This is a genomic window from Pseudomonas sp. Pseusp97, from assembly GCF_047304025.1.
GTDB lineage: Bacteria > Pseudomonadota > Gammaproteobacteria > Pseudomonadales > Pseudomonadaceae > Pseudomonas.
This window is the reverse complement of record NZ_JBGLYK010000085.1, coordinates 1-21,967: the sequence shown is the minus strand read 5'-3', so window position 1 is coordinate 21,967 and position 21,967 is coordinate 1. Positions and strand designations below refer to the sequence as shown.

General features: G+C 67.3%; 18 protein-coding genes. 9 read left to right on the top strand and 9 right to left on the bottom strand.

Annotated elements, in window-relative coordinates; all coding sequences use genetic code 11:
* Positions 1-226 precede the first annotated feature (226 nt).
* A complete protein-coding gene (gene uvrD / locus ACCC94_RS15660; protein WP_413350410.1) occupies positions 227-2,407 on the bottom strand; it encodes a DNA helicase II in 2,181 nt (726 codons plus the stop codon).
* A 176-nt stretch (positions 2,408-2,583) separates the two neighbouring features.
* Between uvrD and ACCC94_RS15655 the strand changes: the two genes are divergently transcribed.
* Positions 2,584-5,427, top strand: coding sequence for an EAL domain-containing protein (locus tag ACCC94_RS15655; RefSeq protein WP_413350409.1), 2,844 nt, complete (start codon positions 2,584-2,586; stop codon positions 5,425-5,427).
* Between the two features lie 36 nt (positions 5,428-5,463).
* On the opposite strand, the gene ACCC94_RS15650 is transcribed toward ACCC94_RS15655, so the two are convergent.
* The gene (locus ACCC94_RS15650) at positions 5,464-5,769 is read right to left on the bottom strand and encodes a c-type cytochrome (RefSeq protein WP_413350408.1); all 306 of its coding nucleotides are present in this window, start codon (positions 5,767-5,769) and stop codon (positions 5,464-5,466) included.
* 199 nt (positions 5,770-5,968) lie between these two features.
* On the opposite strand from ACCC94_RS15650, the gene ACCC94_RS15645 reads away from it, so the two are divergent.
* From ACCC94_RS15645 to ACCC94_RS15620, 6 genes are all read left to right on the top strand, one after another.
* On the top strand, positions 5,969-6,766 hold the full coding sequence (locus ACCC94_RS15645; RefSeq protein ID WP_413350407.1) for a CbbQ/NirQ/NorQ/GpvN family protein: 798 nt from the start codon (positions 5,969-5,971) through the stop codon (positions 6,764-6,766).
* On the top strand, positions 6,750-7,343 hold the full coding sequence (locus tag ACCC94_RS15640; protein ID WP_413350406.1) for a cytochrome c oxidase subunit 3: 594 nt from the start codon (positions 6,750-6,752) through the stop codon (positions 7,341-7,343). The genes ACCC94_RS15645 and ACCC94_RS15640 overlap by 17 nt, the downstream gene beginning before the upstream one ends.
* Positions 7,340-7,588, top strand: a complete 249-nt coding sequence (locus ACCC94_RS15635) for a cytochrome C oxidase subunit IV family protein (protein ID WP_413350405.1) — start codon at positions 7,340-7,342, stop codon at positions 7,586-7,588. The genes ACCC94_RS15640 and ACCC94_RS15635 overlap by 4 nt, the downstream gene beginning before the upstream one ends.
* 113 nt (positions 7,589-7,701) lie before the next feature.
* A complete protein-coding gene (locus ACCC94_RS15630; RefSeq protein WP_413350404.1) occupies positions 7,702-8,142 on the top strand; it encodes a c-type cytochrome in 441 nt (146 codons plus the stop codon).
* Positions 8,143-8,144: 2 nt separating this feature from the next.
* On the top strand, positions 8,145-9,569 hold the full coding sequence (locus tag ACCC94_RS15625) for a cbb3-type cytochrome c oxidase subunit I (protein ID WP_413350403.1): 1,425 nt from the start codon (positions 8,145-8,147) through the stop codon (positions 9,567-9,569).
* Positions 9,570-9,842: 273 nt separating this feature from the next.
* Positions 9,843-11,690, top strand: a complete 1,848-nt coding sequence (locus ACCC94_RS15620; RefSeq protein ID WP_413350402.1) for a nitric oxide reductase activation protein NorD — start codon at positions 9,843-9,845, stop codon at positions 11,688-11,690.
* A gap of 352 nt (positions 11,691-12,042) precedes the next feature.
* On the opposite strand, the gene ACCC94_RS15615 is transcribed toward ACCC94_RS15620, so the two are convergent.
* From ACCC94_RS15615 to nirK, 6 genes are all read right to left on the bottom strand, one after another.
* A complete protein-coding gene (locus tag ACCC94_RS15615; protein ID WP_413350401.1) occupies positions 12,043-12,225 on the bottom strand; it encodes a protein DnrP in 183 nt (60 codons plus the stop codon).
* Positions 12,226-12,228: 3 nt separating this feature from the next.
* Positions 12,229-12,912: a Crp/Fnr family transcriptional regulator gene (locus tag ACCC94_RS15610; RefSeq protein WP_413350400.1), complete on the bottom strand. Its 684-nt coding sequence runs from the start codon at positions 12,910-12,912 to the stop codon at positions 12,229-12,231.
* A gap of 106 nt (positions 12,913-13,018) precedes the next feature.
* Positions 13,019-13,690: an iron-sulfur cluster repair protein YtfE gene (ytfE, locus tag ACCC94_RS15605; RefSeq protein WP_413350399.1), complete on the bottom strand. Its 672-nt coding sequence runs from the start codon at positions 13,688-13,690 to the stop codon at positions 13,019-13,021.
* Between the two features lie 106 nt (positions 13,691-13,796).
* On the bottom strand, positions 13,797-14,525 hold the full coding sequence (locus ACCC94_RS15600; protein ID WP_413350398.1) for a Crp/Fnr family transcriptional regulator: 729 nt from the start codon (positions 14,523-14,525) through the stop codon (positions 13,797-13,799).
* Between the two features lie 65 nt (positions 14,526-14,590).
* The gene (locus tag ACCC94_RS15595; protein ID WP_413350397.1) at positions 14,591-15,403 is read right to left on the bottom strand and encodes an SUMF1/EgtB/PvdO family nonheme iron enzyme; all 813 of its coding nucleotides are present in this window, start codon (positions 15,401-15,403) and stop codon (positions 14,591-14,593) included.
* 64 nt (positions 15,404-15,467) lie between these two features.
* The gene (gene nirK / locus ACCC94_RS15590; RefSeq protein ID WP_413350396.1) at positions 15,468-16,619 is read right to left on the bottom strand and encodes a copper-containing nitrite reductase; all 1,152 of its coding nucleotides are present in this window, start codon (positions 16,617-16,619) and stop codon (positions 15,468-15,470) included.
* Positions 16,620-16,862: 243 nt separating this feature from the next.
* On the opposite strand from nirK, the gene ACCC94_RS15585 reads away from it, so the two are divergent.
* On the top strand, positions 16,863-19,040 hold the full coding sequence (locus tag ACCC94_RS15585; protein ID WP_413350395.1) for an outer membrane assembly lipoprotein YfiO: 2,178 nt from the start codon (positions 16,863-16,865) through the stop codon (positions 19,038-19,040).
* Positions 19,041-19,045: 5 nt separating this feature from the next.
* Positions 19,046-19,753, top strand: a complete 708-nt coding sequence (locus ACCC94_RS15580) for a DUF3142 domain-containing protein (protein ID WP_413350394.1) — start codon at positions 19,046-19,048, stop codon at positions 19,751-19,753.
* A gap of 531 nt (positions 19,754-20,284) precedes the next feature.
* On the opposite strand, the gene yegQ is transcribed toward ACCC94_RS15580, so the two are convergent.
* Positions 20,285-21,685, bottom strand: a complete 1,401-nt coding sequence (gene yegQ, locus ACCC94_RS15575; RefSeq protein ID WP_413350393.1) for a tRNA 5-hydroxyuridine modification protein YegQ — start codon at positions 21,683-21,685, stop codon at positions 20,285-20,287.
* Positions 21,686-21,967: the final 282 nt, after the last annotated feature.

Genomic DNA, 21,967 nt, shown 5'->3' with positions numbered 1-21,967 from the left:
CCCCCCCCCCCGCCGGCGGCCGCGCCCCCCCCCCCCCCCCCCCCCCCCCCCCGCTCCTACAAAGGGCTTTCAGATGGCCTCCAGGTCGTAGGGCGAATAACGCGCCAGCGTTATCCGCCGCCGAAGTGCCGACGGATAACCTGTCCCAGGTTATGCGCCCTACGGTCTACGGTCCTGCGCTGGGAGGTTCGCGAGCAAGCTCGCTCCTACGAAGAGCAAAGCAGCGTCAGATCGCCTCCAGCTTCGCATACCCCATCATCAGCCACTTGCTGCCCTCGCTGTCGAAGTTCACCTGCACCCGGGCCTGGGCGCCGGAGCCTTCGAAGTTGAGGATCACGCCGTCGCCGAACAGCGGGTGGCGCACGGACTGGCCGAGGCTGAAGGGGGTGTCCGGCACGCTGGCGCCGCTGAACAGGTTGCCGCTGCGCTGGTTGCCCGACAGCGGACGGCTCACCGAGTTGGACAGGCGTACTTCCTGGATCAGGCTCGGCGGGATTTCGCGCACGAAGCGCGAGACCTTGTTGTAGGTCTCGCTGCCGTACAGGCGGCGGGTTTCCGCGTAGGTCATGACCAGGCGGTGCATGGCGCGGGTGATGCCCACGTAGGCGAGGCGACGCTCCTCTTCCAGACGGCCGGGCTCTTCCAGGCTCATCTTGTGCGGGAACAGGCCCTCTTCCACGCCGGCCAGGAACACCAGCGGGAATTCCAGGCCCTTGGCGCTGTGCAGCGTCATCAGCTGCACGCTGTCCTCGAAGGCGTCGGCCTGGGTATCGCCGGATTCCAGCGCCGTGTGGTCGAGGAAGGCCACCAGCGGCGGGGTGTCCTCGTCGTCCGGGTTCTCGAAGGCGCGGGCGGCGCTGACCAGTTCTTCCAGGTTTTCCACCCGGGCCTGGCCCTTCTCGCCCTTTTCTTCCTTGTGGTAGGTGATCAGGCCGGACTGCTCGATGACGATCTGGGTCATCTGGTGCAGCGGCAGCCCTTCCACCTTCACCGCCAGCAGGTCGACGGTTTCCAGGAAGGTGTTGAGCGCACTGGCGGCGCGGCCGGCCACGGCCTTGGCAGCGATCACGTCGTTGATCGCACGCCACATCGAAGTGCCGTTGTGGCGCGCGGCGTTGCGGATCGCCTCGACGGTCTTCTCGCCGATGCCGCGCGGCGGCACGTTGATTACCCGCTCCAGCGCGGCGTCGTCGTCACGCAGGCGGATCAGGCGCAGGTAGGCCAGGGCGTTCTTGATCTCGGCGCGCTCGAAGAAGCGCTGGCCGCCGTAGATGCGGTAGGGGATCTTCTCGCGCAGCAGCGCCTCTTCCAGCACGCGGGACTGGGCGTTGGAGCGGTAGAGGATGGCGATCTCGCTGCGCTTGAGGCCGTCCTTGCGCAGGGCATCCTCGATGGTCTCGACGATGTAGCGCGCCTCGTCGTGCTCGTTGAAGCCCGAATACAGGGTGATCGGGTCGCCGTCGAAGCCGTCGGTCCACAACTCCTTGCCCAGGCGCCCGCTGTTGTTGGCGATCAACGCGTTGGCGGCCTTGAGGATGGTGCCGGTGGAGCGGTAGTTCTGCTCCAGGCGGATGTCCTCGGTGCCGGCGAAGTCATCGCCGAACTGCTGGATGTTCTCGATCTTCGCGCCGCGCCAGCCATAGATCGACTGGTCGTCGTCGCCCACCACCATCAGGCTCTCGCCGCCCTTGCCGAGGAAGCGCAGCCAGGCGTACTGCACGGCGTTGGTGTCCTGGAACTCGTCCACCAGGATGTGGCGGAAGCGCCGCTGGTAGTGCTCCAGCAGGCTCGGGCGGTCGCGCCAGAGGTCCAGCGAGCGCAGCAGCAGCTCGGCGAAGTCCACCACGCCGGCACGGGCGCAGGCTTCTTCATAGGCCTGGTAGACGCTGACCATGGTCGCCAGGTACAGGTCGCCGCCCGCCTGGATGTTCTGCGGGCGGTTGCCCTCGTCCTTCTGGCCATTGATGAACCACTGCGCCTGGCGCGGCGGCCAGCGCTGCTCGTCGAGGCCCAGCTCGCGCACCACGCGCTTGACCAGGCGCAGCTGGTCGTCGCTGTCGAGGATCTGGAAGTTCTCCGGCAACCCGGCTTCCTGCCAGTGCGCACGCAGCAGGCGGTGCGCCAGGCCGTGGAAGGTGCCGACCCACATGCCGGCCGGGTTGATCCCCAGCAACTGCTCGATCCGCGCGCGCATCTCGGCGGCGGCCTTGTTGGTGAAGGTCACGGCCAGGATGCTGTGCGGCGAGGCGTTCTCGACCTGGATCAGCCAGGCGATACGGTGCACCAGCACACGGGTCTTGCCGGACCCGGCGCCAGCGCGTGCTCGCTGGCGCCCCAGCGGCGCGGCCACGGCCTGGCGCTGCGGGTCATTGAGGGAGTTGAGCAGGTAGGAGATGTCATCGTTCATGGGTCGGCATTCTACCGACGGGCGGTTTTCCCCGGCAAACCCGCCCGCCGTCCGGCGTCTTCCCGACGAAAGTTGGGCGGGCGGCCAGCCAATTGCCATCATCCTGCTTGGGTGGGGCTATCTCCTCGGGTATGCTCCGCCGACGCCTAGGCCTGACACCTACAAGAAAAACGCCTATGACTGCTTATGTAGAGCCTTCGGCGATCCCGGTGAGCCATGCCGAGATCCGCCAGCAGTACGCTCACGAAATTGCCGTCGAATGCACGCGCCTGCTCTACCAGGGCTCGCGGGTGCCGACTTTGCTCATGCTGCTCAACGGCCTGGCCTGCGCCGGGCTGCTGTGGGATTACGTGAAGCCGGGGCTGCTCGCCGGCTGGCTGGTTTCGCTGGTGCTGCTGGCCGTGCTGCGGCTGATCCAGGTGTCCGCGTTCAATGCCGCTCCTGCCGAGCGCCAGGCCAGCCCGCACTGGCAGCGCACCTTCCTGTTCGGCGCCGGGGCTTCCGGCCTGACCCTGGCGTTTGCCGCCATCGCCCTGGTGCCGCCGGATGCCTTCCTCCAGCAATCCCTGGTCTTCGGCCTGATCGCCGCGGCCATCCTCTCCGCCAGCGTCGCCTACGCGGTCAGCCTGCCGGCGTTTCTTACCTTCGCCTTGCCCTGCCTGTTCCCGTCAATTGCCTATTTATTGATCAGCGATAACCCGCTGCAGCAGGGCTGGGGCGTGCTCGGGGTGATCCTGCTGGCGGCGTTGCTGGTGGTGGCCTGGCAGATTCACCGGGTGGTGCACGTCGGCCTGCTGCGGCGATTCCAGGCCCAGGCGCTGGTGGCGCACCTGGAGCGCGCCAAGGCGCAGACCGAGGCGCTGAACCAGGACCTGGAGCGCGAAGTCGAGCAGCGCCGCCGCGCCGAACGCGAACTCTGCCGCGCCCGCGACGCCCTGCAGGAGCGGGTGGAGGCAGGCAGCGCCCAGCTCAGTCATACCGAAGCGCGCCTGGCCCTGGCGCTGGAAGCCAGCGAGCTGGGCCTGTGGGACTGGAACCTGCTGACCGACGAGGTGCACCACTCGCACCTCGAGGAAATCTTCGGGATCACCCAGGACGCGGTGAAGAGCGTGCGCAACGACCTGCGCCCGCGCCTGCACCCGGACGACCTCCCGCTGCTGCGCCGGGCGCTGGTCGAGCATCTCAAGGGCCGCACCGATGGTTACCGCATCGAGTACCGCGTGCGTCACGCCGATGGCCACTGGGTCTGGGTCGAGGATCGCGGCCGGGTGATGGAGCGCGACGGTCGCGGGCAGGTCACGCGGATGGTCGGTACTCGCGCCGACATTTCCCCGCGCAAGCTGCGCGAGGAAGAGCAGCGTCTGGCCGCCACGGTGTTCGAGGCCGCCAGCGAAGGCATCATCATCCTCGACCCGGATTACCGGCTGATCGCCCTCAACGAGGCCTTCACCCGCCTCACTGGCTATCGCCGCGAGGAAGTGCTGGGGCACAACGTCGCGCGCCTGATGGGCTCCTCGGAGGCGCTGCGCCGCTACCAGTCGATCCGCGCCGAGCTGGAGCGCCAGGGCACCTGGCAGGGCGAGCTGATCGAGACGCGCAAGAATGGCGAACTCTACCCGCAGTGGCTGCAGCTGAACGTGGTGCGCGATGGCCGCGGGCAGGTCGCCCACGTGGTCGGCTTCTTCGCCGACCTCACCGCCCGCCGCGACGCCGAGGAGCGCCTGCGCTACCTGTCGCACTACGACGAACTCACCGGGCTGGCCAACCGCACGCTGTTCAAGGAGCGCCTGCACGAGGCCAGCCAGCGCGCGCGCCAGGAAGGCCGCACCGCGGCGCTGCTGCTGATCGACCTGGACCGCTTCAAGCTGCTCAACGACAGCCTCGGTCACGAAGTCGCCGACCAGCTGCTGCGGCAGATGTCGCGGCGCATGACCCAGACTGTGCCCGAGGCCGACACCATCGCCCGGCTTTCGGGCGACGAGTTCGCCGTGCTGATCGACTCCTACGCCAGCCTCGCCGCGCTGGCGCGGCTGTCCAGCCGCCTGCTGGCCAAGCTGCGCACGCCGATGACCGTCGGTGGCCACGAGCTGATGATCAGTGCCTCGGTGGGCATCAGCCTGCTGCCGGAAAACGCCTGGGAAATCTCTGCGCTGATGAGCCAGGCGAACATGGCCATGCAGCACGCCAAGCACCTGGGCGGGAATACCTTCCAGTTCTTCACCGACAACCTGCAGGCCTGCACCCTGGAACGCCTGCAGCTGGAAACCCGCCTGCGCAAGGCCATCGACGAAGGCCAGCTGGATGTGCATTACCAGCCCAAGCTGAACCTCGCCAATGAGCGCCTGGACAGCGCCGAGGCGCTGGTGCGCTGGCGCCACCCGGAGATGGGCATGGTCCCGCCCGGCGATTTCATCGGCCTCGCCGAGGAGACCGGGCTGATCGGCGCCATCGGCGAGTTCGTCCTGCGCCGTGCCTGCCAGCAGGCGCGCGCGTGGCAACTCAAGGGCCGCGAGCTGCGCGTATCGGTCAACCTCTCGGTGCATCAGCTGCGCACCGGCAACCTGGTGGACCTGGTGCGTACCGTGCTGGAGGACACCGGGCTGCCGCCGCACCTGCTGGAGCTGGAACTCACCGAAAGCCAGCTGCTGGACAACGTCGAGAGTGTCACCATGACCTTCCGCCAGTTGCGCGAGATGGGCGTGAAGCTGGCCATCGACGACTTCGGTACCGGCTACTCCTCGCTCAGCTACTTGAAGCGCTTCCCGGTGGACTACGTGAAGATCGACCAGACCTTCATCCGCGACCTGTCCGAGCGTGGCGAGGACGCGGCCATCACCCGCGCGATCATCGCCATGGCGCACAGCCTGGAACTGAAAGTGGTGGCGGAGGGCGTCGAGCACGCCGAGCAGCTGCGTTTCCTGCGCGCCCACGGCTGCGACGAGATCCAGGGTTACCTGATCAGCCAGCCGGTGCCGGCCGAGGCCTGCCTGGCGTTGCTGGAGAGAAGCGACCGGCTCTGAGCGTGCCGGTCGCGCAGGGCATTGGCTGGCGCGGAGTTACTTGAGGGTGACGATCCACTCGGCGAGGGTCTTGGCCTCGTCCGGGCTGACGGCGTTGGCCGGCATCGGGATCGGCCCCCACACGCCCTTGCTGCCGGTCTTGATGCTGTTGCTGATGTGCGCGACGCCCTCGGCACCGTACTTCGCCGCCACTTCCTTGAAGGCCGGGCCGACCACCGATTTGTTGACGGCGTGACAGGCCACGCAGGCCTTGGCCTTGAACAGCTCCTCGCCGGTACTGGCCATTGCGCTGGTCTGCACCAGCAGGCCGCCGAACAGCAGGGCAACCAGGGCTTTGTTCATGAACGTCTCTCCTCACAGGCTGGCGCTTCGAGGCGCCGATCGTTTTCGCCGGCTTCCCGCCCGGCTTCCGTGGCGATTCTAGGAGCGGCCCGAGCGGCCCCGGCTTGATGGCAATCAAGAACTCCTCTCGGCGCGCTTGAGGGAGTGGACCTGGCTGATTAGTTTGCCTACCGAAACTTCCTACAGAGATTTCCTCGCCATGAACGCCCCCGCCCAGAACATCGAGTCGCTCTTCTACCAGGCGAGCGGCAACGAGGTGGCGCTGTTCACCCATGCCGCCGCCCAGGGCATGCCGGTGCTGATCAAGGGCCCGACCGGCTGCGGCAAGACGCGCTTCGTCCAGCACATGGCGCAGCGCCTGAACCTGCCGCTGTACACCGTGGCCTGCCACGACGACCTGTCGGCGGCGGACCTGGTCGGCCGCCACCTGATCGGCAGCGACGGCACCTGGTGGCAGGACGGCCCGCTGACCCGCGCGGTGCGCGAAGGCGGCATCTGCTACCTGGACGAGGTGGTGGAGGCGCGCCAGGACACCGTGGTGGTGCTGCACCCGCTGGCGGACGATCGCCGCGAGCTGTTCATCGAGCGAACTGGCGAATCCCTGGTGGCGCCGCCGGGCTTCATGCTGGTGGTGTCCTACAACCCCGGCTATCAGAACCTGCTGAAGGGCATGAAACCCAGCACCCGGCAGCGCTTCGTCGCCCTGCGCTTTGATTACCCCGCGCCAGAGGTGGAAGCCGGCATCATCGCCCGCGAGGCCGGCGCTTCCGCCGAGCTGGCGCAGCGCCTGGCGCAACTGGGCGTGGCCCTGCGCCGGCTGGGGCGGCAGGAGCTGGAAGAAGTCTGCTCGACGCGCCTGCTGGTGCTCACCGCGCGCCTGTTGCAGGCCGGCGTGGCACCGCGCGACGCCTGCCGCGCCGGGCTCGCCGAGCCGCTGTCGGACGACGAGGCCACGGTCGCCGCGCTGATGGACCTGGTCGATGTCCACTTCGCCTGAAGCCGCGCTCAGCGTCCGGCGCCTGCCGGGCGACCTGGCGATGTGGTTGTTCATCCTCGCCGAGCTGACCGTCTTCGCCATCCTCATCATCGTCTTCGCCGTGACCCAGCACCTGGATGTCGAAGGTTTCCGCGCCGGCCGCGCGCAACTGGACCTGTCCACAGCCCTGGCGCTGACCCTGACGCTGCTCACCGCCGGCTTCTGCGCGGCGCTGGCGGTGGAGCAGGTGCGCCAGGGCAAGCAACGCCGCGCGGCCGCACTGCTGGGCGCTGCCGTGCTGCTGGGGCTGGCCCATGTGGTGCTCAAGTCCGGCGAATACCAGCACCTTGCCGCGCGCGGGCTGGATCTGGAACACAGCACCTTCTTCACCCTGTTCTGGCTGGTCACCGGCTTCCACTTCCTGCATGTGCTGCTGGGGCTGGCGATCCTCGGCTGGATGACCCTGCGCTGCCTGCGCGGCGCCTACCGCAGCGATAGCCTGGGCGGGCTGGAGTCCGGAACGTTGTATTGGCACATGGTCGACCTGGTCTGGGTGGCGCTCTTCCCGCTGGTCTACGTGCTGGCGCCCGGCTCATGAAGACGCTGCTGCTCGCCTGGTTGGCGATGCTGCCGATGTCCGTCGCTTCCGTCTGGCTCGGTCACCACGCGCCGGACATGCTGCTGCCGGTGGCGGCGATCCTGCTGTTCGGCCTGGGCAAGGCCTGGATCATCGCGCTGCGTTTCATGGAGCTGAACCACGGCCCGCGCCTGTGGCAATCGCTGCTGCTCGGCTGGCCGCTGATAGTCACCGGCGTGATCCTCGCTCTGCACGCAACCCACTGATTTTTATCTGGAAAAATACCTGACTGGAAGCATTGGTCTTTCTTGATTGCCATCAAGCGAGACGTCCTAGGACGCTTCCTACAATGGCCTCCGACCATGACCTAGGAGGGCCCATGTCAGAGACATTTACCAAAGGGATGGCGAGGAACATCTACCTGGGAGGAGGCGTTTTCTTCTTCCTGGTGTTCCTCGCGCTGACCTATCACACCGAAACCACCTTCCCCAAGCGCACCAACCAGAGTGAGCTCACCGAATCGGTGGTGCGCGGCAAGCTGGTGTGGGAGCAGAACAACTGCGTGGGTTGCCACTCGATCCTCGGCGAAGGCGCGTACTTCGCGCCGGAGCTGGGCAACGTCGCCATCCGCCGCGGCGGTGACGCGGCCTTCGGCAGCTTCCTCGCCGCCTGGATGAAGATGCAGCCGCTGGGCGTGCCCGGCCGCCGGCAGATGCCGCAGTTCCACTTGAGCGACCAGGAGGTCACCGACCTCGCCGCGTTCCTGCTGTGGACATCGAAGATCGACACCAACCAATGGCCGCCGAACAAGGAGGGTTGAGCATGAACCCGGGCAATCCGTATCTGAAATTCGCCTCGCAGTCGGTGGCCAAGCCGTATTTCGTGTTCGCCCTGATGCTCTTTGTCGGGCAGATCGTCTTCGGGCTGATCATGGGCATGCAGTACGTGGTGGGTGACTTCCTGTTCCCGGCGATCCCCTTCAACGTCGCGCGGATGGTGCACACCAACCTGCTGATCGTCTGGCTGCTGTTCGCCTTCATGGGCGCCGCCTACTACCTGATCCCCGAAGAGGCCGACCGCGAGCTGTACAGCCCGAAACTGGCCATCGTGCTGTTCTGGATATTCGCCGTCGCCGGCGTGCTGACCATCCTGGGCTACCTGCTGGTGCCCTACGCGGGCCTGGCGAAGCTGACCCACAACGAACTGCTGCCGACCATGGGCCGGGAGTTCCTCGAGCAGCCGACCATTACCAAGATGGGCATAGTGGTGGTGGCGCTGGGCTTCCTCTTCAACATCGGCATGACTCTGCTCAAGGGCCGCAAGACCGCCGTCAGCGTGGTGATGATGACCGGCCTGGTGGGCCTGGCGGTGTTCTTCCTGTTCTCCTTCTACAACCCGGAAAACCTCTCCCGCGACAAGTACTACTGGTGGTGGGTCGTGCACCTGTGGGTGGAAGGCGTGTGGGAACTGATCATGGGCGCGATGCTGGCCTTCGTGCTGATCAAGATCACCGGCGTCGACCGCGAGGTCGTGGAGAAATGGCTCTACGTGATCATCGCCATGGCCCTGATCACCGGCATCATCGGCACCGGCCACCACTTCTTCTGGATCGGCGCGCCGCAGGTCTGGCTGTGGCTGGGCTCGATCTTCTCCGCGCTGGAACCGCTGCCGTTCTTCGCCATGGTGCTGTTCGCCTTCAACATGGTGAACCGTCGCCGCCGCGAGCACCCGAACAAGGCCGCCGCGCTGTGGGCCCTGGGCACCACCGTGACCGCCTTCCTCGGCGCCGGCGTATGGGGCTTCCTGCACACCCTGGCTCCGGTGAACTACTACACCCACGGCTCGCAGCTCACCGCCGCCCACGGGCATCTGGCCTTCTACGGCGCCTACGCGATGATCGTCATGACCATGATCAGCTACGCCATGCCGCGCCTGCGGGGCATCGGCGAAGCGCCTGACGCCCGTGCGCAGAGCCTGGAGATCTGGGGCTTCTGGCTGATGACCATCTCCATGCTGCTGATCACCCTGATGCTCACCGCCGCCGGCATCGTCCAAGTCTGGCTGCAACGCATGCCCGCCGATGGCGCCGCCCTGCCGTTCATGGCCACGGTCGATCAGCTGAAGATCTTCTTCTGGCTGCGCCTGTACTCCGGAGTCGGCTTCTTCATCGGGCTGATCTGCTACCTGCTGAGCTTCCGCCAGCGCGGCCGCGTGGCCGTTGCCGCCGGTGTGGCGCAGGTGGGCTGATCGATACCGTCCACTCGGGCTCGTCCGCTTGGCGGCGGGCCCTTTGGGGCGTTTACGGAGCCTGCCGGAGCGCTGTGAACCCACCGACAGCGCTTTCAGCTCCCTCTCCCTTCAGGGAGAGGGCGGGGGAGAGGGCCGAACCTAGCGCCGGAGTGGCCGGTAGCACTCTCTCCCTAACCCTGGCTACGCGCCCCGCTCCGAAGGGAGAGGGGACTGGTCCGGCGTGGCGTTTGGCGCCGTGCCTCCCTGAACCTATTCCCCCATGGAGGCGCCATGCCCATCCACCTCGAAATCGAAGAAGGCTTCGGCCGCGCCTGGCACCGCTTCATCACCCGCCGCGCCAGCCCGGAGTTCGAGGAGGCGGCAGTAAGCCTGGAGGAAGTGCGGCGCAGCCTGTTGCTGCTGTTCCGCGGCACCGGCGGCGAAGCCGGGGTCGGCGTGGAGGCCGCCAGCGTCCGCGAACTGCTGGTGCGGCGCAGCCTGCTGCAACAGGTGGCCGGCACCTGCCAGCAATTGCCGGTGGCCTGGTTCGACGCCGACTCCCTGCGCCTGCCCGCGCAGCTGGCGGTTTACCCCGACGCCGAGCTGAACCGCGAACTCTACCGCTGGCTGGCGCTGCTCGCCGCCCACAGCCAACCAATGCGCCACTGGGCGCGCGACAACCAGGCCTGGACCTGCGCCCTGCTGGAACGCTACCCCCTGTTGCGCCCGCGCTACCGCCGGCTGGTGGACGCGCTGCAGAGCCTGCGTCCGGATGCCGGCGACCTGCCGCCGGCCGAAGCGGAGCTGGAACTGGCGCTGCAACGGGCGCTGCGTGATCCGGGTAGTGTCGAGCGCCTGCCGCGCAGTGAAAAGGCCCCCTGGCCGGTGCCGCTCTGGCTCTATCCACCGCAACGCCTGGCCGCGCCGCAGCACACCGACCTTATCGACGGCGACGAGCAGGGCCGCTCCCCCCACAGCCAAGCCTCGGGCCTGGCGCGCAAGCGCGCGGAACGGGTCGAGCAGGACCCCGGCCGCGGTGGCCTGTTGCTGTTCCGCCTGGAGAACCTGTTCAGCTGGTCCGAGCACATCGAACTGGATCGCGCCGGCGACGACAGTGAGGACCTGGATGCGGCGAAGGTCGCCGACGACCTCGATCACCTGAGCCTGTCCCGGCAACGGCAGAAGAAGGGCGGCGGGCTGAAGCTCGATCTCGATTTGCCGGCCGCCGACTTCGACGACGTACCGCTGGGCGAGGGCATCCGCCTGCCGGAATGGGATTACCGTCGCCAGCAACTGGTCGATGATTACGTCTGCCTGCAACCGATGCTGCCACGCGATGCCTTGCCGGCGCCGCTGCCGGATGCCCTGGCGCCGCTTGCACGGCGCCTGCGCCGGCAATTCGAGAGCCTGCGCCAACAACCGCAGTGGCTGCGCCGGCAACCCCAGGGCGCGGAGCTGGACCTGGAAGCCTGGCTGGATTTCAGCGTCGAACGGCGCCTGGGCGCCTGCAGCGAGCCTGGGCTGTTCCTCGAACGCCGGCAGACCCGTCGCGACCTCGCGTGCCTGCTGCTGGCGGACCTGTCGATGTCCACCGACGCGCACATCGACAACGAGCACCGGGTGATCGACCTGATCAGCGACAGCCTGCTGCTGTTCGGCGAGGCGCTGCAGGCGGTGGGTGATCGCTTCGCGCTGTACGGATTCTCCTCGCTGCGCCGCCAGCAGGTGCGCCTGATGCAATTGAAGACCTTCGACGAACGCTACAACGACACCGTGCGCGGGCGCATCCGCGCGCTGCGGCCGGGCTACTACACGCGCATGGGCGCGGCGATCCGCCGTGCTACGCAGCTCCTGCTGGAGCGCAAGGAGCGCCAGCGCGTGCTGCTGATCCTTACTGACGGCAAGCCCAATGACCTGGACCTGTATGAGGGACGCTACGGCGTCGAGGACACCCGCCAGGCGGTGCTGGAGGCCCGCCGCGCGGGGCTGGTGCCGTTCTGCATCACCATCGACCGCGAGGCGGCGGACTACCTGCCGCACCTGTTCGGCAGCCAGGGTTATCTGTTGATCAATGATCCGGCGCAGCTGCCGGTGCGGTTACCACAGCTCTACCGGCAACTCACCCGCCGCCAGGGATAGCAGCTCTTAATGTAGGAGCGAGCTTGCTCGCGAACAGAGCCCCACTGCGGTGTTCGGTTCGCGAGCAAGAACTAGGCGTCCCCCTCGCTCCTACGAAAAGCAGTTTGGTGCGGGGCGTTCGGTTTTGGCGGTCGGAACGTAGGGCAAATGAAGCGGAACGCTTCATCCGCCGCGGCGGATAACGCCTGGGCGTTAGCGCCCTACAGGGAGTTTTCGGGTAACGGTAAAGGACGGGAGTCAGGTCCGTAGGATGGGTGGAGCGCAGCGATACCCATCAATGGGAGCCGGCGAGATCGTCGATGGGTATCGCTGCGCTCCACGCCATCCTACTGAAGGCGCGCCGATATGAAGCCTAGCGCGGCAACCACACCATCATCACCCCGCAGAACATCGCGAGAAACGCGCAATACCAGGCGAAGCGCCGCAGCCGGCGCTGCTTCGCCAGCTGCTGGTGCACCGGCAGGGGCATCCCGCACTGCGGGCAGTCCGCAGCGTCCTCGGGGCTCTCGTGCTGGCAGTACAGGCAGTGGCGCATGGCTTACTCGAACTGTTCCAGCCGCGCGACGTCGAGCACCTGCACGTGACGCCCGTCGAGGTCGATGATGTGCTCGTCGATCAACCGCCGCAGCACGCGGGAGAAGGTCTCCGGCTGGATCGACAGGTGCCCGGCCACCAGTTGCTTGGCCATCGGCAGTTCGAAGCGCCGGTCCTCGCCGCCCTGGCGGTTGAGCTGGGTGAGCAGGTAGCGCACCACGCGGTGGGTGGAGTTCTTCAGCGACAGTGTCTCGATCTCGTTGATCCGCCGGTGCAGGCGTACGCAAAGGGTGGCGAGCAGGGAGAAGGGCAGCTGCGGGTTGCTGTGCAGCAACTCCATGTAGGTGCGGTTGGCGAAGCGGTAGACCTGCGTGGGCTCCAGCGCCTGGGCCGAGGCCACGTAGTCGGGGGTGTCCATCAGCATCATGGCTTCAGCGAAGGTCTGCCGGCTGCCGACGACCTCCAGCACCTTTTCCTGGCCCTCCGGGGTCAGGCGATAGATCTTCACGGCCCCGGCAATCACGAAGTAGAAGGCGTGGGCCGGCTCGCCCTGGAGGAACAGCTTGTCGCCTTTCTCCAGGTTGAGCAGCGTGCTGGTGGCGAGCAACTGCTCCAGCTGTTCTTCGTTGAGCACGTTGAACAGGTGGTGGCCGCACAGAATCTGGTGGTGGACGCGATGCGCGAGCATGGCGGAGCGCTCCTGGGCGGGGACAATCCCGCCAGTATGCGCGCTGCCGCTGGGCTGCAAGGTGAGACAAGCTGTCACTGGTCGCCCTCCGGCTTTGGGCCTGCGCTCAGGCCGGGTGGTTGGCGCCGAGGAACAGCAGGTTGTTCTCCAGATGGATGTGCTGCATCAGGTCGCGGCGCAGCTCTTCCAGGCCGCTGTAGAGACGGCGCCAGCGGTTGCAACCATCCGCCGGCACGGTGAGGTCGTCGGTCAGGTCGGCCAGTGCGGCGAGGGACTGCGAATGTTCGTCGTGCTCGTGGCGCATCACGCCGATCGGGCCCTGCACGTGGGTCAGCGGGACGCCCTGGCGCAGCCAGGGAAACAGCACGCTTTCCTCCTTGCACATGTGCCATTCCAGCTCTTCCTGCATCTTCTTCAGGTGCGCGGTCAGCCCGGTGGGGCATTGCGGATGCGCGGCATGGGTGCTCTCGACGCGCTCGGCCAGCGGGAGCAGCGCCGGCAGCTGCTCGCGGTGGACCTTGTGGTAGCGCTCGAGGATGTGGTCGATCAGCTGGTCGTTGCTGGTCAGGCGCCAGTCGATCTGGTCGTTGGCAGGGGGCAGCGACTGCAGTTCGGCGGCGATGCGCTGGGCGTCGAGGCCCTGTTCGTCGGCGGCTTCGCCCAGGCTGCGCTGGCCGGCGCAGCAGAAGTCGAGCTTGTAGTCGTGGAACAGCGCGCAACTGCCCGGCAGGCTGAAGGCCAGGTCGCTCAGGGTGCGGTCGGTGAGGTTGTCGGTCATGGCGGGCCTCGGGTGAAGTGGGCACGGCGGCCGCAGGGTGGCCGTCAATCTGAGGGTGGTGGCGGTGAGTCTAGGGAAAGGTGCGCGCCGGGCTCCTTGATTGCAGTCAAGCGCCCTCGAGCGCCGCTTCCCGCTCGTCGCCGCCGGCCACCCGCATCAGTTGCTGCGGGTTGCACACCAGCAGCTTCTGCCGGCCGCCGATGACCAGGCCGCGATCTTCCCAGGCGCTGAGGATGCGCGACACGGTGTGCAGGGTGGTCCCTGTCATCTCGGCGATGTCCTGGCGAGTGACCGGGAAATCGATGCGGATGCCGTCGGCCTCCGGGCGGCCGGACTGCTGCACCAGGCGCAGCACGGTATGGGCGACGCGCCGTTCGACTTCTTCGGTGGCCAGCTCGCAGAAACGCACATGGGCTTCCTGCAGGCGCTCGCCGATGGCCTGCACGGTGTTCAGGGCGAAGCCGGGGTGGCGCGCGAGCAGCGGTTCCCACTGGCTGGTGGGCCAGGCCAGGACCAGGCTGTCCTGGCTGGCAGTGGCGGTGGCCGGATAGTCGCGCCGGCCGAGGGCGCGGACGAAGCCGAACAGGTCGCCCGGATTGACCACGCGCACCAGCACGCGCTGGCCGTCGCCGGTGAGCTGGGTGGCTTTCAGCCGGCCGTGCACCAGCAGGTAGAAGCTGGTCGCCGGCGCGCCCTGCTCGAATACGGCCGCGCCGCTGTTCAGGCGCAGGAGGCTGGCCTGGCGGAGGATGTCGTCCTGTTCCTCGCGGCTGCTGTTGGCGAAGGGCGGCAAGTTGCCCAGCCAGGCGCGATTGAGGGTGAGGTTGGCGGTCACGGCAATGCTTCCCGAAGGCTCGCCGCAGCATAAGGGTTATGCGCTGCGGCGAAACTTGAGGGGAATCAAGGGATGTCTCTGACCAGGCGGAATCCGAGGTTGTCCGGTGGTTGCCCGGCGCTGCAGCCGCCACCACGGGCATCGCGGACGAAATCGTTGATCGCCGCGCGGTGGCGCCCTTCGGCGATGCGGATCGAGCAGTACTCGGCGCGGTGGGTCTGGGCGCCCTGGGCGTCGAGGTTGACCCGCTGGTGGCAGCTCTGGGTCCATTCCCAGACGTTGCCGCCCAGGTCGGCCACGCCGTATTCGTTCAGCCCATGCCGGCCGCGCGGCTGGGGTTGCGCCGAGGCGCTGGTGCGGCTTTCCGCTTCCAGGCGGTAGCGCGCCAGCCAGCGCCGGGCGGGGTTGCTGCCGTCGTCGTCTTCGATGCGCAGGGCGTCGTCGGTCCAACGCGAACCGGCGAAGAAGGCCCACTCGCGGTCGGTTGGCAACCGCCATTGCTGGCCGGTGCGCCGGGACAGCCAGTCGGCGTAGAGCTGCGCGTCCAGCAGGCTGGCGCCGGTCAGTGGCAGGTCGTCGCTGGGGGCGCCGCTATCCAGCGCGAGGCAAACGCCCTCGGCCACGCAGCGGGCGTATTCGCCCTGGCTGACCTGGAACTTCATGACTTCGAAGCGCGGGGACAGATGCTCACGTTGCGAAGGCGCATCCACTGCGCGCTTCTCCAGCCAGTAATCGCCGGCCGGGCGGAAGTCGAAGTCGCGAGGTCCGAGCGTCACGGTTTGTGGCGCGAGTTCCGGTGCGTACTGCGGCCGCAGCAGGAGGAAGGCCCCGCCCAGCAGCAGTGCGAGGGGAACGCCGATCAGGAGGGTCTTGCGCATGGTTTGCCCGGTCGCCGGTAGGGATTATCGGGAGAGGGCCGGCCCGCATGGACCGGCCTCGGGCTTACTTGATGGCAGCCGGTGGCTGGATCTGGCTCATCAGGTCATTGTTCCATTGGCCCTCGACCTGGATGTGCGCCGCGGCGCCCAGCAGCACGGCCTCGATGAGGTTGTGGTTGAGGTAGGTGTACAAACCCGGCTGCAGGAAGGTGTACAGCGCCGCGCCAGCCGCACCGCCGGGGATGAACCAGGTTTCCAGGTCCTGCTCGGGCGGGTTGTGGAACTTGCCGGTGGCCCAGACGTGGTCGCCGTGGCCGCCGATCAGGTGCGGGCGGGTATCGCGGTTGGCCTGGGAGTGGACGATCAGCAGAGTCTCGCCGACGTTGGCCTTGAGCGCGTTCTTGCCGGTCAGTGCGCCGACTTTGCCGTTGAACACGATGTGGCTGGGGATCAGCCCCTTCATGACCTGCTGCATGTCGTTGTAGCTTTCCATTGGTGTGGCGTAGCGCTTGAAGTTGCCGTCCTTGTCGCGCGGCACGTAGTAGTCCTGCTCGCCGATGTAGACCACCTTGTCGTACTTCAGGGACTTGCCTTCGCGGTCCTTCAGGCCGTCGCGCGGCAGCACCATGATCGCGCCGTTCATGCCCGAGACCACGTGCCACGGGATCATCGCGCCGCCCGGAGCGCAGTGGTAGACGAACACGCCGGGGCGGGTCGCGCGGAAACGCAGCTTCACTTCCTCGCCGGGCTGGACGAGGGTCAGCGCGCCGCCTCCCAGGGCGCCGGTGGAGGCGTGGAAGTCGATGTTGTGGGTCAGGGTGTTGCTCGCCGGGTTGACCAGGGTGAGCTCCAGGTAGTCGTCCTGGTGCACCACCATCATCGGGCCGGGCACCGAGCCATTGAAGGTCATGGCGTGGATCTCGGTGCCATCGTCGTCGATGACCAGCTTCTTCTCCTCGATCACCATGCGGAACTGCACGACCTTGGGCTTGCCCCTGGCGCGCTGTTCGTGGGCATGCACGAAAGGCGGAGCGACCAGCTCGACCTGCACGTGCTCCAGCTTCGACAGGTCCGCGGCCGGACCCATGTTCTTCGGCGCTGCCTCCCCGTCGGCGAGGGCCTTGCCGCTGCCGAGCAGACTGCCGGTCACGCCCAGGACCACGGCGCCGGCCAGCAGGCTGCGGCGGGAAAGCGAAATATCTTCCTGATCAAGCATGGGTAACTCTCCGTAATCGACGAACTGTCGTTGGCTAGAGAAATACCCGGTCGGCAGATTCCTTCTTTGAGCCGGAACAAAGAAGAATCCAGCTGGACAACGTGTCGCAGCCCCTGTTGTGCGGTAGGTCGCGTTTACAGTCTTGTACCCAAGCAAGCGGGCAAGACCGGGCGCGGCGAGGTAAGATTCTTCCTGCTCTGATTTCCGGCCCGGCGTGCGGGCACCCACGGACAAGGATCCTTCATGCGTCTGTACGGACTGACCCTGCTGGCCCTGATCACCGGCTGCCTTGGCGTGCAGCAGGCGCGCGCGAGCAGCGACGACTCCTGCTACCCGAGCTGGAACCTCAAGCGCGACACGCTGGACGTGTGCAACAGCCTGCCGTTCCTCAGCCCCGGCAACGACAGCCGGGTCAACCTGCAGCTGCTGCTGGCCGACGCGGGCCAGGCGAGCATTCCCAACCGTGCGCTGACCGATGACGAGCAGCAACTGGGCTACGGCCAGGTGCCTTTCCCGCTGGCACGCTGGCTGGAAGGTTCAGCGCCAGGAGACTCGACCGACAGCTCCAGCGCTGCCAGCACCGCGCCGCTGGCCGACCTCGCCGCGCGCATCGGCCTGCCGGCGGATGCCGTGCAGTCCTCCGCCGACAGCTTCGCCAGCGGCGAAGGCAGCCGCTGCCGCAGCAACAACGCCGCCACCGCCCAGGACTTCCTCCGCCAGCTGCTGCTGGTCGACGGCCTTTCCGCCGGCGAGCGCCAGGGCCTGGCCGGCGCGCGCCTGACTCTGCTGGGTGCCTGCCAGTGGGACGAAACCCAGCTCAGCGTGCTGCTGCCGGGCGACCTGCAAAGCGCGCAGGCCAAGGCCTACCGCAGCTACCTCAAGGGCGCGGCGGATTTCTACAGCGGCCGCTTCGGCGAGGCGCTGAAATCCTTCCGCGCCCTGCAGGACAGCGACCAGCCCTGGCTGAAGGAAACCTCGCGCTACATGGTTGCCCGCGCGCTGCTCAACCAGGCGCAGCAGAACGCCTTCGACGAGATGGGCTACCCGGACCTGCGCAAGGTCGACAAGAAAATCCTCGCCCAGGCCGAGTCCGCGCTGGGCGATTACCTCAAGGCTTATCCACAGGGTCGCTACGCTGTCTCGGCCAAGGGGCTGACGCGCCGCGTCTACTGGCTGATGAGCGATGAAAGCCGGCTGGCCGGCGAGTACGCCGAGCTGTTCGCCCGCGAGGACGCCGACGATCTGCCGCAACTGATGCAGGAAGTCGACAACAAGCTGCTGGTCACCGCGCATCCGGCCGATGTGCGCGACGCACGCCTGCTGGCGGTGCTCGACCTGATGCAGATGCGCCACCACGAACCCAACGAACCGCGCGCCCTCGACGCCGCCGGCCTGGCCGCGCAGAAGGACCTGTTCGCCAAGTACCCCGGCCTGCACGACTACCTGACCGCGGCCTACCAGCTGTACGTCGAGGAAAAGCCCGCCGAGGCGCTGAAGGCCCTGCCCGAGGAAGTGCCGGCCAAGCTCGACTACCTCGCCTTCAGCCAGCAGACCCTGCGCGGCTTCGCCCTGGAGGCCGGTAACGACTGGATCGCCGCCGAGAAGCTCTGGCTGCGCCTGCTGCCGCTCGCCGAGCAGCCGCTGCAGCGCGAGCAGCTGGAGCTGGCGCTGGCCTTCAACTATGAGCGCAGCGACCGCCTGGTGAAGGTGTTCGCCGAGGGCTCGCCGGTGCGCACGCCGATCATCCGTGAAATCCTCCTGCGCCACGTCGCCGGCCCCGACCTGCTGCGCCAGCAGGCGAAATCCACCGGCGTCTCGGTGGAGGAGCGCGATACCGCGCTGTTCGCCCTGCTCTACAAGGACCTGCTGCACGGCCAGTACCAGGCCTACATCGACGACCTCGCGCTGTTGCCCACCGACGGCAGCGGCAAGCCGCTGGGCGCCAGCATCGGCTACCTCTACGGCAGCATGCCGCTGTCGCTGTTCCAGTGGCCGGGCGGCAAGAACGACAGCGGCTACGAATGCCCGGCCATCGTCGACGTCGCCCGCGACCTGCTGCAGAACCCGCAGCCGCCCAAGGCGCTGAACTGCCTGGGCGAGTTCATCCTGCGCAACGGCCTGGACGGCTTCCCGCTGGACACCCAGCCCAGCGAGCGCGAGCTGGGCGGCGGCGAATCGCTGTTCGCCGGAACGCCCTATTCGCGCATGGACGGCTACCTCAAGGTCATCGCCGACAAGCAGGCCGTGGAAGAGGACCGCGCCTACGCGCTGTTCCGCGCCATCAACTGCTTCGCGCCCAGCGGCTACAACGGCTGCGGCAGCCAGGACATCGCCCCGTCGCAGCGCAAGCAGTGGTTCCGCACCCTCAAGGGGCAGTACGCCGCCACGCCCTGGGCGAAGTCCCTGAAGTACTACTGGTAAGCCCCGTGCGGCGCGTCCTGGCGCTGGCGCTGGCGTTGCTCGCGGGCAACGCCCTGGCGGCTGGCGTGGACGCCGCGGACCACGACGCCTTCTGGCTCTGGAGCGGCGTCTCGCCCCAGCCGGTGCTGGCCCAGGCGCGTACTCTCTATGTGCTGCAAGGACAGATCAGTGCGCCGCGCTACAGCGACGGCCGCGCCCGGCTGATCGCCCAGGGCATCGCCATCCCGCGCCTGAAGCAGGGCGAAGTGTGGGTGGTCTACCGCGCCCACACCCTGCGCTGGAACGAGGAGATCTACCGCACCCTGCTGTCGCAACTGCGCCGCTGGCGCGCCGCCGGCAATCCGGTGGTGGGCGTGCAGATCGACTTCGATGCGCGCACGCGCTACCTGCACGAATACGTCGACTTCCTGCAGGATCTGCGCAAGCGGCTGCCGGCGGGCTGCAAGCTGAGCATCACCGGGCTGATGGACTGGGGCAGCAACGCGGCGCCGGAGACCATCAACCGTTTGGCCGGCGTGGTGGACGAGGTGGTGGTGCAGACCTACCAGGGGCGCCAGACCATCCCCAACTACCGGGCCTACCTTCCGCGCGTGGCGCGCCTGCAACTGCCCTTCCGCATCGGCCTGGCGCAGTACGGGCAGTGGCAGGCACCGGACTACCTGGCGAAGAGCCGGTGGTTCAGGGGGTATGTGGTGTTCCTGCAGAACCCGTGAGCCCGTTGGGACCAAGCCCGGAGCTCTTTGTAGGATGGGTGGAGCGCATGCTGCCGGTCCACGGGATTGATGGGTATCGCTGCGCTCCACGCCATCCTACGTTTGCCTCTGCGGTGGGGCGGGCTCGCGGATAACTCCGCGGGCGTTATCCGCCATCCCGGCGGATAACCCGTTCCGGGTTATGCGCCCTACGGTCTGGAGCATCCGTGACGTTGGTGCGGGCGGTGGGCCGATCGCGGACGGAGTCCGCTCCTACGCACGCCGGCGGTTTGGCTATGGCGGCGCATTCCCCCGGCAGGGTGTTCAGCCTTGGGTAGGGGCGACTGCCTTTCTCTGAAAGTTCGTGGCTGGAATTTTCCCTCTCCCTGAAGGGAGAGGGGACCGTCTAGTGCAGGTTGATACGGAAGTGTCAGCCGGCACGGACAGCTCCCTTTCCCTTCAGGGAGAGGGCTGGGGAGAGGGCAAGCTCCCGGAACGATATTTCAGGTAGGAGCGGACTCCGTCCGCGATAGCTTTCCGCCGGCAGAGGACTCAGCCGTCACACCCGCACTTGCCGCAATCATTCCCGCAACCGCCGGCCGCCGCCGGTTCCCGCGCATCGCGGGTACTGCCGCCCTTCAGGTTGCGCATCAGCAGCGCGTATTGCAGGTCCAGCTCCTCGGGCACCGGGAGGTAGACCACATGCCCATCGCCGGGCGCGACGTCGATGGACTCGCCGCGGGTGTTCTCAAGGGCCGGCAGGTGGAAGGTGCGGTTGCCCGCCGGGGTCATCAGCTCGACGCTGTCGCCCACTTCGAAGCGGTTCTTCACCCGCACTTCGGCCAGGCCGTTGCGTCGCTCGCCGGTGAACTCGCCGACGAACCGCTGGCGCTCGGACAGCGAATGGCCGTACTGGTAGTTCTGGTATTCGTTGTGCACATGGCGGCGCAGGAAGCCTTCGGTATAACCACGGTGCGCGAGGGACTCCAGGGTATCCATCAGGCCGAGATCGAAGGCGCGCCCGGCGACGGCATCGTCGATGGCCTTGCGGTAGGCCTGGGCGGTACGCGCGACGTAGTAGTGGGACTTGGTTCGTCCCTCGATCTTCAGCGAATGCACGCCCATCTGCGTCAATCGTTGCACGTGCTGGATGGCGCGCAGGTCCTTGGAATTCAGGATGTAGGTGCCGTGCTCATCCTCGAAGGCGTCCATCAACTCGCCGGGGCGGTTGGCTTCTTCGAGCAGAACGATCTCCTTCGTCGGCGCGCCGATGCCCAGGGCTGGTTCGACGTTGCGCACCGCGTGGCCCAGTTCGTCTTCATGGGCGGCGTGGGTCTGGTATTCCCAGCGGCAGGCGTTGGTGCAGGTGCCCTGGTTGGGGTCGCGGCGGTTGATGTAGCCCGACAGCAGGCAACGCCCGGAGTAGGCCATGCACAGCGCGCCGTGGACGAAGACTTCCAGCTCCATGCCGGGCACGCGTAAACGGATTTCGCCGATTTCTTCCAGCGACAGCTCGCGGGACAGGATCACCCGCTTGAGTCCCTGCTGGCGCCAGAACTCCACGCTGGCCCAGTTCACGGCGTTGGCCTGTACGGAGAGGTGGATATCAACCTCGGGGAAATGTTGGCGAACCAGCATGATCAGGCCGGGATCGGACATGATCAGCGCATCCGGCCCGAGGGCGATCACCGATTCGACGTCCTGCAGGAAGGTCTTCAGCTTGGCGTTGTGCGGGGCGATGTTCACCACCACGTACAGGCGCTTGCCGAGTGCATGGGCCTCGTTGATGCCGATGGCGAGGTTGGCGTGGTCGAATTCATTGTTGCGCACCCGCAGGCTGTAGCGCGGCTGGCCGGCATAGACGGCGTCGGCGCCATAGGCGAAGGCGTGGCGCAGGCTCTTCAGCGAGCCGGCGGGGCAGAGCAGTTCGGGAGAAAACGGGGTGTGGGACATGGTGGCGGAGCGGGCTGTGGATAAAGGCCGCCACTCTAGGAAATCCGCGGCTTGCGCGTGCTGAGCGAGGTCAACGGAGCACTGCTTTTCGTAGGAGCGAGCTTGCTCGCGAACCGCCCAGCGCCGGAGCTGCTGGTGGACTTTGTTCGCGAGCAAGCTCGCTCCTACAGGTCAGCCGGCGCGGGGGGGGGGGGGGGGTGGGGGTGGGGGCACCCCGACAACCCCCCCCCGCGGGCGGGGGGGGGGGGGGGGGGGGTTGGGGTACGCCATTGGGGCCGCGAG